Source organism: Zavarzinia compransoris, from assembly GCF_003173055.1.
GTDB lineage: Bacteria > Pseudomonadota > Alphaproteobacteria > Zavarziniales > Zavarziniaceae > Zavarzinia > Zavarzinia compransoris.
Genome location: NZ_QGLF01000005.1, coordinates 209,404 through 224,071 on the forward strand (window position 1 = coordinate 209,404; position 14,668 = coordinate 224,071).

Consider the following 14,668-nt stretch of genomic DNA (forward strand, 5'->3'; position numbering starts at 1 on the left):
AGGCATGAAGGCGATCGTCGTCACCGGTCTCGGCCAGGGACCGCGCGGGCTGCAGTATCTCGAGGTGGCGGATCCCCTTGCCGGCGCAGGGGAAATCACCATTACGGTGCGCGCCGCCGGGGTCAATTTCGCCGACAGCCTGATGCTGGCCGGCAAGTATCAGACGCGCCAGCCGCTGCCCTTCTCGCCCGGTCTCGAGGTTGCCGGCGTGGTCGAATCGGTGGGGCATGGCGTCGCAGGTTTCAAGCCGGGCGACCGGGTCCTGGCCATTCCGTCCTATGGCGGCTATGCCGAAAAGGTCGCGGTCGCCGCCGACCGCGCGGTCCCTATCCCGGACGAGATGGATTACGTCACCGCCGCCGGCTTTCCCGTCGCCTATGGCACCTCGCACCTCGGGTTGTGGCACCGGGCCCGGCTCAAGGCGGGCGAGAGGCTGCTGGTGCTGGGGGCGGCGGGCGGCGTCGGCCTGACCGCGGTCGAGCTCGGCGTCCTGATGGGGGCGGAAGTGATCGCGGTCGCCAAGGGCGCGGAGAAACTGGCCGTCGCCGCGGCCCAGGGCGCCCATCACCTGATCGATGCCGGCACCGACGACCTGAAGGCGGCGATCCTGGCGGCCGGCGGCGGGGTCGACGTGATCTATGACCCGGTCGGCGGCGCCCTGTTCGAAGCGGGCCTGAAGGCGGCCAATTTCGAGGCCCGGGCCCTGATCATCGGCTTCGCCAGCGGCGACGTGCCCCAGATCGCCGCCAACCGCCTTCTGGTGAAGAATGTCGATGTCGTCGGCTTCTGGTGGGGTGCCTATGCCGACAAGGCGCCGGGCGTGATGGCGGACAGTTTCCGCACCCTGATCGGCTGGTGGCAGGCGGGGCGCCTGCGCCCCCATGTGTCCGACACCCGGCCGCTGGAACAGGCGGCGGAAGCGCTCGAACTGGTGCTCGAACGGCGTTCCACTGGCAAGGTGGTAATCACGGTCGGCTGACGGCTCAGGCCGTTTCGCCTGGTTGATGGGCGGCCGGCTGGCGGGGGCCCGGCTGGTGGGGAATCGCCACCGGCCGGCCGGTGGCGACGGCCTGCGCCGGCCAGTCCTGGCGGAAGGGGGCGATATTCTCGACGAACTGGGCCGCCGTCGCCCCCCAGGTGAAGCTGAGGGCATGGGCCCGGCAGGCGGCGGGATCGAGGCCCAGGGCCCGCAGGCAGGCGCTGCGCAGGTCCTCGTCCAGGGCGCCGGTCTCCGGCGTCAGGATGTCGGCCGGGCCCGGCACCGGATAGGCGGCGACCGGCAGGCCGCAGGCCAGCGCTTCGAGGACGACGAGGCCGAACGTGTCGGTCCGGCTGGGGAAGACGAAGACGTCGCCGGCGCGGAAATGGGCGGTGAGATCGTCGCCGTGGCGCGCCCCGGCGAAATGGACCTGGGGATAGGCCGCCTTCAGCCGGGCCATTTCCGGCCCGTCGCCGACGACCAGCTTGGAGCCCGGCAGGTCGAGGGCGAGAAAGGCGTCGATATTCTTCTCGACCGCGAGGCGGCCGACATAGGTGAAGATCGGCCGCGGCAGGTCGGGCAGGATATCCTTGGGGCCGGGCGTGAAACGTTCGAGGTCCACCCCGCGCGACCATTGGCGCAGGTTGGCGAAGCCGCGCCCCGCCAGTTCCTGGAACAGGGAGCGTGTCGCCACCATCAGCCCGCGCGACGGTGCGTGGAACCGCCGCATCAGCCGGAAGGTCAGGGCCGCCGGCACGCGGAAGCGCGCTTGGACATATTCGGGAAAGCGCGTGTGATAGGCCGTGGTGAAGGGCAGGCCGCGCTTCAGGCAGAGACGCCGCGCCGCCCAGCCGAGCGGCCCCTCGGTCGCGATGTGGATGGCGTCGGGCTTGAAGGATGCGATCAGCCGGGCCAGCCGGCGGCCCGGAAACAGGGCGAGGCGGATTTCCGGATAGGTCGGCATCGGCAGGGTGCGGAACTGGTCCGGGGTCACGAAGCCGACGGTATGGCCCTGGAGGCTGGCCTCGCGCGCCACCGTATCCAGGGTGCGCACGACGCCGTTCACCTGGGGATACCAGGCGTCGGTGACGATCAGGAGGCGCAAGGGGTGATGGGCGGGGAAAGGCGAGGGGACGGTCATCCGGCGGTAACGAGCCTGGTTTCGCGGCCGCGCTGGCGGCGGGTCTGGCGCTTCTCGAACTCAGGCGCCCAGCGCAGGATCTCCATGCGGCCGTCCTGGTGCTCGACCAGGGCGGTGCAGCTTTCGACCCAATCGCCGTCGTTGCAATAGGTAATGCCGTCGATCTCGCGGATCTCGGCGTGGTGGATGTGGCCGCAGATCACGCCGTCGACATGGTGGCGGCGGGCTTCCTCGGCGACCGCGGTCTCGAAGCTCGAGATGTAATCGACCGCATTCTTGACCCGGTGCTTCAGATAGGCCGACAGCGACCAATAGGGATAGCCCAGGCGCCGGCGCAGCCGGTTGAACCAGGTGTTCAGGGTCAGCGCGATATTATAGGCCCAGTCGCCCAGATGGGCGAGCCACTTGGCGTATTTGACGATGCCGTCGAAGGCGTCGCCGTGCAGCACGAACCAGCGCCGGCCGTCCGCCCCGACATGGACCGCATCCATGGCCACGGCGACGCCGCCGAAATGCAGGTCGACGTAGTCGCGCGCCGCTTCGTCGTGATTGCCGGGGATATAGATCACGCGGGTGCCCTTGCGCGCCTTGCGCAGGACTTTCTGGACCACGTCGTTGTGGCTTTGCAGCCAGTACCACGAGCGGCGCAGGCGCCAGCCGTCGATGATGTCGCCGACGAGATAGAGGTGGTCGCTTTCCGTATGCTTCAGGAAATCCAGCAGCATCTCGGCCTGGCAGCCGCGGGTGCCGAGGTGGATGTCGGAAATGAAGATGGTGCGGTAGCGCCGCTTGTCCTTCGGGTTCTCCGCGCCGTCATCGTCGCTGCCGCCATCGTCGTCGTCGGGATCGAGGGTGGCGGGCAAGCCGCCCCCCGGGCCCGCCAGCGCGCCGGAAAGGGCTTCGGCGGAAAGCGTTTCGGAATCGTGGCGGCGGGTCAGCGCAGGCAGCATCCGTGTCAACAAAGCGGCACCCTCCCGTCACAAAAGAGAAGCAAAATATTCGGGCAGCGCGTTGATAGCACAATATCTTGTCGGCGTAGAATAGAGTATTCGAAAACATGGGATGTGTTGCCGTGAATACGCAACTTGTGACAATTAAGTGAATATTGTGACAACGGAATGACTAATTTGATCGCGGGGCAGGACTGTCATCTGACGGTCATCTACAATCCGGTTGCGGGGCAGCGGCGGGGACGGCGGTTTCGCGCCGTGCTGGCGGCGCTGGCGGCCCGCGGCATCGCCGTCGACCTGTTGGAGACGGCGGGCCCGGGCCATGCCACGAGGCTGGCGCAGGACTTGCGCGAGCGTGCGGTGCCGCCCCGGCTGGTGGTGGTGGCCGGCGGCGACGGCACGATCAACGAGGTTGCCAACGGCCTGGCCGGGGGACCGGTGGCGCTGGGCATCGTCCCGCTGGGCACGGCCAATGTGCTGGCGCTGGAACTCGGGCTGCCGCGCGATCCGGCCGGCATTGCCGCGACCATCGCCGCCGGCGCGTGCCGTTCCATTCACCTCGGCCGGGTCGATTCGGCCCTCGGGGCGCGGCATTTCGTCATGATGGCGGGGGTCGGCTATGACGCCCATGTGGTGGCCGGCGTTTCGCCGCGCCTGAAGCGGCGGGTGGGCAAGCTCGCCTATGTCGGCGAAATGGTCCGCCAGTTGCGCCATTTCCATTTCACGCCCTATCGCCTCGCCTTCGACGGGGCGGCGCCGGTCGAGGCGGCGTCGGCGATCTTCGCCAACGGCCGCCACTATGGTGGCGCCTTCGTCTGCGCGCCTGCGGCCGATCTGGCCGCCGACCGGCTGGAAGCCTGCCTGTTCGGGCGGGGCGGGCGCCTTGCTGCCATTCATTACGGCGTCATGCTGGGGCTCGACCGGGTGCCGCGCCTGTCGTCGGTCACCTTGCAGCCGTTCCGCCGGCTGGCGGTGACGGGGCCGGCCGGCGACCCCATTCAGGGCGACGGTGATGTCATCGGCCGCCTGCCGGCCGAGATTCGCCTGGCCGATACCACTCTCCTGGTGGCGGCGCCGGTGCGGCCGCTGCTGACCGAGTCGTAAAACCCGGCCGCGCGCAGGCCCCTGGCCCCCCATCTTGGGGGTTGCGGGTTTGGTGTCATTTGCACAGATAAATTTCGAGACCCTGCTCTAAATTGAAATATTGTTGTTTCTCAGTGCCTTGGGCCGGTTGACTGATTTTTTTTCGGATTTGGGCTTGGCAATTCCGCGCTGCAATGTCATATTGTGCATCGCGGCATCAGCTTGCTGGTGTCGCTGCCCTTCCTGGGCGTTTCCTCCCTAAACTTGGGCCGCGTTCGTCGCGGCCCCTTTTTTTTGCCCAACGCGGATGTGCGCGGCCTCAGAGGCCGAGCTGCATCAGCACGCTGTCGAGCCAGCGGCCTTTCTTCAGGCCGACGGCGCGCAGCACGCCCGCCGGCTCGAAGCCCAGGGCGCGGTGCAGGCCGATGGAGGCGGCATTGCCGCTGTCGCCGATGACGGCGACGATCTGGCGATAGCCGCGGGCGCGGCATGCCTCGATCAGCTGGGCAAGCAGGACGCGGCCGATGCCGCGGCCCGCCGCTCCCGGGTCGAGATAGATCGAATCCTCGACGGTGAAGCGATAGGCGCTGCGCGGCCGATAGGGTCCGGCATAGGCATAGCCGAGCACCGCCTCATTCTCGTCGAGCGCGACCAGATAGGGATAGCCGCCGGCCAGCAGGGCCTGCTGGCGCCGGCCCATTTCGGCCGGATCGGGCGGCACTTCCTCGAAGGAGGCGAAGCCCTCGGCGACATGATGGCGATAGATCGCGGTGATGCCGGGCAGATGGTCGGGGCCGGCGGGGACAAGCCGCCAGCCGGTCACGGTGCGGCCTTCAGGTCGGTTTCCGGCAGGCCGGCCAGGGCTTCGATCAGGGCGTCGAGATCGGCCTGGACCTGGGCGAAGCCCCGATTCGGCTCCAGCCGGGTCTCGTCCATATAGAGTGCGCGGTTGATTTCGATCTGCAAGGCATGGCGCCCGCGCCGGGGCCGGCCGTAATGATGGGTGATATAGCCGCCGGCATAGGGATCGTTGCGCCCGACCCGATAGCCCCGGGTGCGCAGCAGCCGTTCCGCCGTCTCGATCACCACGGCGGCGCAGCTCATGCCGAAACGGTCGCCCAACACGATGTCGGGCCGGCCCTTGTGCTCCTCGCCGCCGTTGGCGAGCGAGGGCATGGAATGGCAGTCGAGCAGGATGGCCATGCCGTGGCCCCGTTCCGCGCTGCCGATCGCCTCGGCCAGGGCGGCGTGATAGGGGCGGTAGCATTCGGCGATTCGGGCTTCCGCCTCGGCGAAGGCGAGCTTTTCGCGATAGATCTCGGCCCCGTCCGCGACCACCCGGGCGATGGTGCCGAGACCGCCCAGGACACGCAGCGAGCGGGTATTGGCGAAGGCCGGCAGGTTGTCGCGGAACATCGCCGGGTCCAGCTCGTAGGGTTCGCGATTCGGATCGACATAGGCCCGCGGGAACAGGGCGCGGACCAGGGTGGCGCCACGGCGGGGCGCCGAGGCGAACAGCCGGTCGACGAAGCAATCCTCGGACCGGCGCAGGCTGACCGGGTCGAGCCGGGATTGGCGCAGGAAGGCGGGGGGATAGGTGGCACCCGAATGGGGCGAACTCAGCACCAGGGGCCGGGTCGCCGCACCCGGCTGGGGGCCGGCCACGGCCACCACCGCTTGTTCGTCGGCGCGGTCGGCGGACGGGAACGGCGGCTCTGCGGTGACGATGGTGGCAATGGACACGGGCGGCGGTCTCGCTGCTGGCACGGGCGATCCCTCTAGAATGAGCCGAACTGCCGCCAAGGTGAAGGCCTGACCTGACGATCACGCCACCGCTTTGCCGATCACCGGCCGGAAGGCGGGGTTCGCCGCCGGCCGGGCCGGCCGCAACAAAGATGTTGCAAGCCGGCTTTCGATCCCTTAAATACGCGGCTCCCGGCCGACGGCAGCAACCCACCGCCCCGGCCCCCGGCATGGCCCGGACGCGTAGCTCAGTGGGAGAGCACTACGTTGACATCGTAGGGGTCGCTGGTTCAATCCCAGCCGCGTCCACCATCCCTCACGCCCCCCTTGAAATGACATGCGCGTCCCTGCTTCGGCGGCGGGGAGACGGGCGCTCAAGCGTCCTCGACCACGTCGATCGTCGGCTGGCCGTCCAGTTCGAGGCGCAGGCGGCCGCGGCCGGTACGGATCAGGCGCAGCGGCGCCTGATGTTCCTCCAGCCGGCGGCGCAGCAGGATGAGGCGGGTTTCCAGGTTGTCCTTGACCTCGGGCAGGCGCAGTTCGGGGGCGAGGCGGATTTCGCGGTTGGTGAACTCCTGCCGCCCCTCGCGCAGGAAGATCGCGATCAGGTGGTAGAGCAGGCGCCCCGGCACGCCCTTGATCAGATAGCCCTCGTCGATGAAGACGCTGTCGTCGTAACGGTAGTAACGCAGGCGGATCCGCCGTGCCGGGGCCGGGGGTTCCATGGTTCCGGCCGGGGCGAGACCCGGGGCGTCGCGCGCCTCGGCCTCGTGCAGGCGCAGGCCCGCGGCGAGCTGCCCGGCGAGCAGGGCGAGGGCATCCTCGTCCTCCTGCAGGAAGGCGAAGCGGGCCGGCGATTCGACGAAGAGCACGCCCAGCATCTGGCCCCGGTGGATCATGGGCACGGCCATCTGGCTCAGGGCTTCCGGCAGGCCGGGCAGCGGAATGCTGCGCGGCGCGACCGGCAGGGCACCGCCGACCGCGGCGGCATAGCGCCGGCCCCGGCTCATGTCCGAGATGCGCAGCGGCAGCCGGCTGTCCGCCGCGATGCCGATGACGCCCTGGCCCGCCGGCACTTCCGAGCCGATCCCCAGGCTGTCGTAGCCGCGGCTGGCCAGGGTGGTCAGGCGGCGCCCGTCCGCATCCGGCACCAGGATCATCGCCTGGCGAAAGCCGAAGACCCGGTCCAGCCCTTCGAGGGCGAGATCGATCATGCTGTCCGCCTCGGGGGCGGCGCCGAGGACGGCGGCCAGCCGCGCGGCGGCGCCCAGCCGGTCCAGCGCCGGTGCCGCGGGGGGGCCGGTCTCGCCCTCCAGGTCGGGGCACGGCACCGGAATGCAGGAGGTCACGCGATAGATGTCGGCGCTGCGCAGGGCCATGATCTCGGCCATGCCCTGCTGGCTGCTCATCGCCTTCAGGTGCGCGGCCATGCGGGTGAACAATTCACCCGCCGCCTCGGCGCGGAGAAAGGTGATGTCGAGCTGATACTGCCGGCCGCTGATGCCGTCGACCAGGATCAGGGCGGCATGGCCGCGGGTCCTGGTATTGGCCGCGGTCTTGGTGAAATACTGGTTCGACAGCGCCACATGGTCGTCGTCGAGGTAATAGACATGCGAGAGATAGGAAATATTCGGCATGCCCTCGCCGTCGACGGTCGCGATGATCGAGGGGATCACGCCCTCGAAGCAGCCGCGGATATCGCGCAGCCGGGTCATGGCGTGCCGCCTGCGACGGGCGCCCCGCCGGCGACGATGCGGCTGCCGGCGCCCGGCCCCGGGGTTTGGCGGTAGAGGTCGAGCGGCCGGTAGCGCACGCGCATCAGGTCGCGCTCGCTCAGCCACCAGGCCATCTGCTCGTTGGTGACGCCGAGGGCGGTCAGTTTCGCCATCACCAGCGCCCGGTAGCGCCGGGCGAGGTCGAGATCGGCCGCATCGGCCGGGGCCAGCGCCTCGATCTGCGCCTTCACCTGGAACGACTGATAGCTCGCAGCATCGACGAAGGTGAGCGCCAGCGGCCAGCCCGGGTGCAGGTTGGCGGTCACCGCCGGCCACAGGGCGCGTGGCACCAATGTATCCGCCAGCGTGCCGCCGGCAAGGCAGCGCGTGCCGATGCCCCGGCCGATCGATGGCCGCAGGGCGTCGTCCCGCGCGGCGAGCACGGTCATCACCGGTCCCTCGATGAAGGCGGCCATTGTCGCGTCGATCATCCGCCCCCTCGCTGTCGCGCCCGCTCCGGTCCGGCAGCAGGGTAATGCGGCCCGGCCCGGCTGTTTAGCGATGTTTTAGGAAATCCGCCCGGGCCTTAGCAACGACTTAGGAAGCCGGCCGGCGGGGCCGGCGCTATTGAAGGGCCATCGCCATCGCATGTCACCAGGGGGTTTACCCATGTCGATCTCGACCCGTTACGATATCTATCGCGCCGTTCACAAGGGCCTACGCCTGGCCCATGGCCGCATGCTCGCCCGCCTCGGCAATGCCGATTTCGCCGATGCCGCCGAGGCCGCGGCCGTGCTCGCCGAGCTCGACCGCCACCTGATGCTGGCCGCCAGCCACCTGCGCCACGAGGAGGATTTCATCCATCCCGCCCTCGAAGGCCGGGCCCCGGGGGCGGCGGCGGCGCTGGAGGAACAGCACCGCCACCACGGCGCCCGCTTCGGCGAGCTGGCCGCCCTGATCGCGGCCGTGCGCGGGGCGACGGCGGCGGCGGCGCGGGCGGCGGCGGCCCATGACCTCTATCTCGCCTTCGCGATCTTCATGGCCGAGGATTTCGCCCATATGAACGAGGAAGAGACGGCGGCCCGCGCCCGGCTCTGCGCCCTGTTCACCGATGCCGAGCAGATGGCGATCGAGGGCGCGCTGGTCGGCTCCCTGCCGCCCGAGGAGAACATGGCCTTCATGGGCCTGATGCTGCCGGCGATCGCCCCCGCCGAACGCCTGGCCATGCTGGCCGGGATCCGGGATACCGCCCCCCGCGAGGTGCTGGATGCCGTGATCGAACACGCCGCCCGGCCCAGCCTGCCGCCGCGCGAGTTCAACGTGCTGCTGCAGGACCTCGGCCTCGCGCTGGCGGCCTGACCATGCGCATCCTGGTGGCCGGCGGCACCGGCAAGGTCGGGCGCGAGGTCGTCGCCGGCCTGAACGCCCTGGGTCTGGCCCCCCGGCTGCTGCTGCGGCCGGGGCGGCCCCCGGTCCCGGGCACCGAGACGGCGCGCGGCGACCTGTTCGACGCACCGTCGCTGGCGGCGGCCTGCGCCGGCGTCGACCGGCTGTTCCTGGTCACCCCCCTGGACCCGGAGGAAACCGCCGCCGGCCTCAACGCGGTGGCGGCGGCGCGGGCGGCGGGGGTGCGGCGCATCGTCTTCCTCGGCATCCATAATATCGAGGCCGGGCGCCACATCCCCCATTTCGCCACGAAATTGCCGGTGCTGGCGGCGCTGCGCGAGGCCGGCCCCGGCTGGACCGTGATCGAGCCGAATAATTTCTTCCAGAACGACATCGATCTCTTCGGCGCGATCGGCGCCGGCGTCTATCCCCAGCCGCTGGGGGCACTCGGCCTGTCGCGGGTCGATACGCGGGACATTGCCGCGGCGGCGGTGCGGGCCTTGCTGGAAGACGGCTTCGCGGGCCGGTGCCTGCCCCTGGTCGGGCCCGAGGTGCTGAATGGTGCGGCGGTGGCCGCCCGCTATCAGGCGGCGCTGGGCCGGCCCGTCGCCTATGCCGGCGACGACCTGACCCGCTGGAACGAGGCGGTGCGGCCGCTCCTGCCCGGCTGGCTGCGCCACGACCTGTCGCTCATGTACGGCTATTTCCAGGCCCGGGGGCTCGCGGCCAGCGACCAGGACCTGGCGGCGACAAGGGCCGTGCTGGGCCGGCCGCCGCGCGATCTGGCCGGTTTCATCGCCGGCCAGCAGGCGTCAGGCGCGCTTGCCGAAGCGCTTGAGCGCCCGGTCGCGGCGCAGGCGTGACAGGCGGGCCAGCCAGAAGACGCCGTCCAACTGGTCGATCTCGTGCATGAGGCAGGCGGCGCGCCAGTCCGCCGCCTCGCCTTCCCGGGCGGTGCCGTCCAGGTCCTGCCAGGTCAGGCGGATGCGGGCCGGGCGGGTCACCGGCTCGTAGATCCCGGGCATGGAGACGCTGCCCTCGTCCCGCGTCCCGGTCTCGGGCGAGACCCAGGTGACGGCGGGATTGACGAAAACCTCGGGCCCCGCCCCGGGATCGAGGCGCAGCACGACGAGACGGCGGTAATCCCCGACATGGCAGGCCGACAGCCCGATGGCCTGATGCGCCGCCATGGTTTCGGCGATATCGGCGGCGAGGGCGGAAAGCCCGTCGTCGAAGCGGGTGACGGGGGCGGCCGGGCGGCGCAGCCCGGGGTCGGGATAGAGCAGCAGGGGGCGAATCGGCATTCCCCCTTGTAGCGCCGGCGCCGCGCCGGGCCCAGAGGGGTTTCGGGTACAAGCGGGAACCGGTTTGCCACCCCGTTGACATGCGCCGGTCTGCCCTGCCGACAACGCATATTGGCCGGCCCGGCCCGGTGATTTATCACCGATGGAGCCCGCCCGCCGAAAGGAACCCGCCTTGACCGCCGAAAGCCTCGCCAGCGACATTGCCGACATCCTGGGGCGCTTCGGCGTCGCGCCGTCGCGCTACTCAGGTGTGGGGCGGACGATCGCCTCGCCGATCACGGGGGAAGGGCTGGGCACGGTCGCGGACAGCACCCCGGCCGCGGTCGAGGCGGCGATCGCCCGCGCGGCCGACGCCTTCCGCGCCTGGCGCCTGGTGCCGGCGCCCCGGCGCGGCGAATTCGTCCGCCTGATCGGCGAGGAATTGCGCGCCGCCAAGGCCGATCTCGGCCGCGTCGTCACCCTCGAGGTCGGCAAGGTGCCGTCCGAGGGCGAGGGCGAGGTGCAGGAAATGATCGACATCTGCGATTTCGCCGTCGGCCTGTCGCGCCAGTTGCAGGGGCTGGCCATTCCCTCGGAACGGCCGGATCACCGGCTGATGGAGCAATGGCATCCGGCGGGCGTGGTCGGCGTCATCACCGCGTTCAATTTCCCGGTCGCGGTCTGGTCGTGGAATGCCGCCCTGGCCTTGGTCTGCGGCGATCCGGTGTTGTGGAAACCCTCGGAAAAGACCCCGCTGACCGCGCTGGCCGTCGAGGCCCTGGTGGCGCGGGCGGCGGCCCGTTTCGGCGGCGTGCCGGACGGCCTCGTCCAGGTCGTCACCGGCGGGCGCGAGGTCGGGGCCGCGCTGGTTGACGATCCGCGCATCGCCGTCGTTTCCGCCACCGGTTCGACCCGCATGGGCCGGGTGGTGGGCGAGCGGGTGGCCCGCCGCTTCGGCCGCGCCATCCTAGAGCTTGGCGGCAACAATGCCTCGATCGTCACGCCCTCGGCCGATCTCGATCTGGCCGTGCGGGCGATCGCCTTCGGCGCCATGGGCACCGCCGGCCAGCGCTGCACCACGCTGCGCCGCCTCTTCGTCCATGACACGATCTATGACGCGCTGGTGCCGCGCCTTGCCGCCGTCTATCGCACCGTTTCGGTGGGCAATCCGCTGGCCGGCCCGGTCCTGGTCGGGCCGCTGGTCGATGCCGCGGCGGGGGCGGCGATGGATGGGGCGCTGGCGGCGGCCCGCGCCCTCGGCGCCGCGGTCACGGGCGGCGAGGCGGTGGCCGCGCCGGGGGCGGCGGGCGGCTGCTATCGCCGGCCGGCCCTGGTCGAAATGCCGGCCCAGCAGGGCCCCATGCTGGAGGAAACCTTCGCCCCCATTCTCTATGTCCTGCGCTATGGCGATTTTGCCGAGGCGATCGAATTGCAGAATGCGGTGGTGCAGGGCCTGTCGTCCTCGATCTTCACCACCGACTTCCGGGAAGCCGAGGGGTTCCTCTCCGCCGCCGGTTCCGACTGCGGCATCGCCAATGTCAACATGGGGACCTCGGGCGCCGAGATCGGCGGCGCCTTCGGCGGCGAGAAGGAGACCGGCGGCGGGCGCGAATCCGGTTCCGACGCCTGGAAGGGCTATATGCGGCGCATGACCTCGGCCATCAACTACGGGCGCAGCCTGCCGCTGGCCCAAGGGGTGCGGTTCGACGTCGAATGAGCGCCGCCTATGACGTGGTGATCGCCGGCGGCGCGGTCACCGGGTCCTCCGCCGCCTATCATCTCGCGGCCCATCCCGGCTTCGGCGGCCGGGTGCTGGTGGTCGAAAAGGACCCGTCCTATCAATTCTGCGCCTCGGCCCTGTCGGCGGCCTCGATCCGCCAGCAATATTCGACCGAGATCAATGTCCGGATCTCGCTCTACGGCATCCGCTTCCTGCGCGCCGTCGGCGAGATCCTGGCGGTCGACGGCGAGGCGCCGGAAATCGGCCTGCACGAGGGCGGTTACCTCTTCCTCGCCAGCGCCGCCGGCCGGCCGGTGCTGGAGGCCAATCACCGCCTCCAGGCCGGGCTCGGCGCCGATATCGCCCTGCTCGGGCCCGAGGGGCTAAGGGCGCGCTTTCCCTGGCTGAATACCGAGGGGCTGGCGCTCGGCAGCCTCGGCGTCAGCGGCGAGGGCTGGTTCGACGGCTACGGCCTGATGCAGGCTTTCCGCCGCAAGGCGAGGGCGCTGGGTGTCGATTACCGCGCCGGCAGCGTGGCCGAGGTGCGGCGCGAGGGCGGCCGGGTGACCGGCGTGGTTTTGGCCGACGGCAGCCGCATCGCCTGCGGCGCCCTGGTCAATGCGGCGGGCGGCGGCGGCGCGGCGCTGGCCCGGGCGGCGGGGATCGAGATCCCGGTCCGCAACCGCAAGCGCATGATCTTCACCTTCACCTGCGCCGATCCGGTCGAACGCGCGCCCCTGCTGATCGACCCGACCGGCCTCTATTTCCGGCCCGAGGGCAGGGGTTTCCTCTGCGGCCTGCAACCGCCGGCGGACCGGGATCCGGACGCGGACGGCGATTTCGAGGTCGAGCATGATTTCTTCGACAGCCGCATCTGGCCGATCCTGGCCGGGCGCGTGCCCGCCTTCGAGCGCATCCGCCCCGGCCGGGCCTGGGCCGGCCACTACGACATGAATCTGTTCGATCACAATGCGATCGTCGGCCCGGTGCCCGGCCTTGCCGGTTTCTACCTGGCCAACGGCTTTTCCGGCCACGGCTTGCAGCAGTCGCCGGCGATCGGCCGGGGACTGGCAGAACTGATCGTCGACGGCGGCTATCGCAGCCTCGATCTGTCGCCCCTGTCGTTTGCGCGGATCGCCGCCGGCGCGCCTTTGCGCGAGGCCAACGTGGTCTGACCTCAGGCCGCGGCCACCCGGTTGCGGCCGTCGCCTTTCGCCCGGTACAGGGCCTTGTCGGCGTCGCGCAGCAGGTCGGCGAGGGCGGCCGCATTCTCGGGCCCGGCCGTGGCGACGCCAGCGCTGATGGTGATTTGCAAGGTTCCATGGGCGACGGCGATCGCCAGCCCTTCGACATGGCGGCGCAGCCGCTCGGCGATGGCGAGGGCGTCGCTCGCCCCGGTCGCCGGCAGGAGAACGGCGAATTCCTCTCCGCCCAGGCGGCCGAGCAGGTCGCCCTGGCGCAGCTGCGCCGTGATTTCCCGGCCGAAGCAGGCCAGTACCGCATCGCCGGCGGCATGGCCGTGGCCGTCGTTCACCTGCTTGAAGTGGTCGATATCGATCAGCAGGACGGCCAGGGGCGGGGCCCTGGAGATCAGGGCTGCCCCGGCCGCCAGCGTGGCAGCGCGGTTGAGGCAGCCGGTCAGGGCATCATGCGAGGCGGCGTGGTCCAACTGCCGCAGCAGGTCGTTCTGGGCGGTGTTGATGCTGGCGACGGTCAGCGGCGCCAGGGCCAGCAGGGTGACCCCGGTGCGCATGGACAGGGTTTCATGCAGGAAGGAAATGGTCTGGAGATCGGGCAGCCAGCCGGCCGAGACCGCGACCAGCATCAGCCCGGTGGTGCCCATGGTCAGGATGGCCGTGCCGAAAATGCCGTAGCTCAGCGCGCACCAGATCAGGGCGGGCACCGGAAAGGCGATCGCCCCCGGCCCGCCGATCAGAAAGGCCGCGCCCACCGAACAGCCGACGCCGAGCGCCGGGAGAAGCCGGCGGGGCCGGAGGGCCGCAAGCCCAGGCCACGCCGGCGGCCGATCGGGCAGGGTCAGGATCACCGGCAGGACGATGATGCAATTCACCAGTTCGGCCGAGAACCAATAGGCGATGCCGTCGACCAGCGGCCTGCCGAAGAACAGGGGATTGGCCCAGGCCCCGAGCAGCGTCGCGACCCCTGCCGCCGCGACGCAGACGAAGAACAGGCGCAGCACCGACATCGGGTGCCGCAGGGCGAGGTCCGAGCGCCGCAGCCGGCGGAAGAGCAGGGCGCCGGTCGCGACGGTCGACATATTGGCCGCGGTCAGCCACAGAACGGCCAGCCATTGGCCGCCGGTCAGCAGGTCCGCGGCCATATAGCCGAGGGCGGCGCCGACCCAGCCGCCGGCCACCGACAGCCGGGGAAAGCGGGTCATCAGGCCGAGGGCCAGCGCATTGGCCGGCCAGAAGGCGGCCAGGAAGCCGACCGGCCGGGTCACGATGCCGAGCATGCAGGCGCCGAACACCAGCAGGCCGACAAGGGCACCGGCGCGCCATTGCGCGTGCATCGGGCCGGGGATGATCGTCAAGCCGGGCATGCCGCCCCTCGGGAAAGTCGTCGAACGACTTCGGATAGCAGGAAAACCTTACCAACTTTCTTCACGGTTGCGGGAAATTCGCCACCGGCGGATCGCGGCATCGGT

At 70.4% G+C, this 14,668-nt stretch carries 14 protein-coding genes and 1 tRNA gene; 7 read left to right on the forward strand and 8 right to left on the reverse strand.

The features are described from left to right. The first annotated feature begins 4 nt into the window (after nucleotides 1–4). Nucleotides 5–979, forward strand: coding sequence for an NADPH:quinone oxidoreductase family protein (locus DKG75_RS17885; protein ID WP_109922534.1), 975 nt, complete (start codon nucleotides 5–7; stop codon nucleotides 977–979). A 4-nt stretch (nucleotides 980–983) separates the two neighbouring features. Here DKG75_RS17885 and DKG75_RS17890 read toward each other — a convergent pair whose 3' ends face one another. Beyond that, nucleotides 984–2,084 carry a glycosyltransferase family 4 protein gene (locus tag DKG75_RS17890; RefSeq protein WP_109922895.1) on the reverse strand — a complete coding sequence of 367 codons (1,101 nt, stop codon included), beginning with the start codon at nucleotides 2,082–2,084 and terminating at the stop codon, nucleotides 984–986. Between the two features lie 32 nt (nucleotides 2,085–2,116). After that, on the reverse strand, nucleotides 2,117–3,079 hold the full coding sequence (locus tag DKG75_RS17895; RefSeq protein ID WP_243746397.1) for a UDP-2,3-diacylglucosamine diphosphatase: 963 nt from the start codon (nucleotides 3,077–3,079) through the stop codon (nucleotides 2,117–2,119). A 159-nt stretch (nucleotides 3,080–3,238) separates the two neighbouring features. On the opposite strand from DKG75_RS17895, the gene DKG75_RS17900 reads away from it, so the two are divergent. Further along, nucleotides 3,239–4,174: a diacylglycerol/lipid kinase family protein gene (locus tag DKG75_RS17900; RefSeq protein ID WP_109922536.1), complete on the forward strand. Its 936-nt coding sequence runs from the start codon at nucleotides 3,239–3,241 to the stop codon at nucleotides 4,172–4,174. A 298-nt stretch (nucleotides 4,175–4,472) separates the two neighbouring features. Here DKG75_RS17900 and DKG75_RS17905 read toward each other — a convergent pair whose 3' ends face one another. Both DKG75_RS17905 and DKG75_RS17910 read right to left on the reverse strand, forming a co-directional pair. Continuing rightward, entirely contained in the window at nucleotides 4,473–4,976 is a 504-nt protein-coding gene (locus DKG75_RS17905; RefSeq protein ID WP_109922537.1) for a GNAT family N-acetyltransferase, read from the reverse strand. Then, nucleotides 4,973–5,896, reverse strand: coding sequence for an N-formylglutamate amidohydrolase (locus DKG75_RS17910; RefSeq protein WP_243746398.1), 924 nt, complete (start codon nucleotides 5,894–5,896; stop codon nucleotides 4,973–4,975). The genes DKG75_RS17905 and DKG75_RS17910 overlap by 4 nt, the downstream gene beginning before the upstream one ends. Nucleotides 5,897–6,133: 237 nt before the next feature. Here DKG75_RS17910 and DKG75_RS17915 point away from each other — a divergent pair. Then, a tRNA-Val gene (locus DKG75_RS17915) sits at nucleotides 6,134–6,208 on the forward strand. 62 nt (nucleotides 6,209–6,270) lie between these two features. Here DKG75_RS17915 and DKG75_RS17920 read toward each other — a convergent pair. Together DKG75_RS17920 and DKG75_RS17925 are read right to left on the reverse strand one after the other, a co-directional pair. Next, complete coding sequence (locus DKG75_RS17920; RefSeq protein WP_109922538.1) at nucleotides 6,271–7,611, reverse strand: GAF domain-containing protein; 1,341 nt, start codon at nucleotides 7,609–7,611, stop codon at nucleotides 6,271–6,273. Further along, entirely contained in the window at nucleotides 7,608–8,102 is a 495-nt protein-coding gene (locus DKG75_RS17925; RefSeq protein ID WP_133636674.1) for a hypothetical protein, read from the reverse strand. The genes DKG75_RS17920 and DKG75_RS17925 overlap by 4 nt, the downstream gene beginning before the upstream one ends. A 178-nt stretch (nucleotides 8,103–8,280) precedes the next feature. On the opposite strand from DKG75_RS17925, the gene DKG75_RS17930 reads away from it, so the two are divergent. Together DKG75_RS17930 and DKG75_RS17935 are read left to right on the forward strand one after the other, a co-directional pair. Continuing rightward, entirely contained in the window at nucleotides 8,281–8,970 is a 690-nt protein-coding gene (locus DKG75_RS17930) for a hemerythrin domain-containing protein (RefSeq protein ID WP_208111880.1), read from the forward strand. 2 nt (nucleotides 8,971–8,972) lie between these two features. Then, complete coding sequence (locus DKG75_RS17935; RefSeq protein WP_109922541.1) at nucleotides 8,973–9,860, forward strand: SDR family oxidoreductase; 888 nt, start codon at nucleotides 8,973–8,975, stop codon at nucleotides 9,858–9,860. On the opposite strand, the gene DKG75_RS17940 is transcribed toward DKG75_RS17935, so the two are convergent. Next, a complete protein-coding gene (locus DKG75_RS17940; RefSeq protein ID WP_109922542.1) occupies nucleotides 9,810–10,301 on the reverse strand; it encodes a peptide deformylase in 492 nt (163 codons plus the stop codon). The two genes, DKG75_RS17935 and DKG75_RS17940, sit on opposite strands and share 51 nt — an antisense overlap. Nucleotides 10,302–10,473: 172 nt before the next feature. Here DKG75_RS17940 and amaB point away from each other — a divergent pair, with 172 nt between their 5' ends. Beyond that, entirely contained in the window at nucleotides 10,474–11,997 is a 1,524-nt protein-coding gene (gene amaB, locus DKG75_RS17945) for an L-piperidine-6-carboxylate dehydrogenase (protein WP_425086461.1), read from the forward strand. After that, nucleotides 11,994–13,175 (forward strand): NAD(P)/FAD-dependent oxidoreductase, encoded by a 1,182-nt coding sequence (locus DKG75_RS17950; protein ID WP_109922544.1) that lies wholly within the window; start codon nucleotides 11,994–11,996, stop codon nucleotides 13,173–13,175. The genes amaB and DKG75_RS17950 overlap by 4 nt, the downstream gene beginning before the upstream one ends. 2 nt (nucleotides 13,176–13,177) lie before the next feature. Here DKG75_RS17950 and DKG75_RS17955 read toward each other — a convergent pair whose 3' ends face one another. Continuing rightward, the gene (locus DKG75_RS17955; RefSeq protein ID WP_109922545.1) at nucleotides 13,178–14,563 is read right to left on the reverse strand and encodes a GGDEF domain-containing protein; all 1,386 of its coding nucleotides are present in this window, start codon (nucleotides 14,561–14,563) and stop codon (nucleotides 13,178–13,180) included. Between the last annotated feature and the right edge of the window lie 105 nt (nucleotides 14,564–14,668).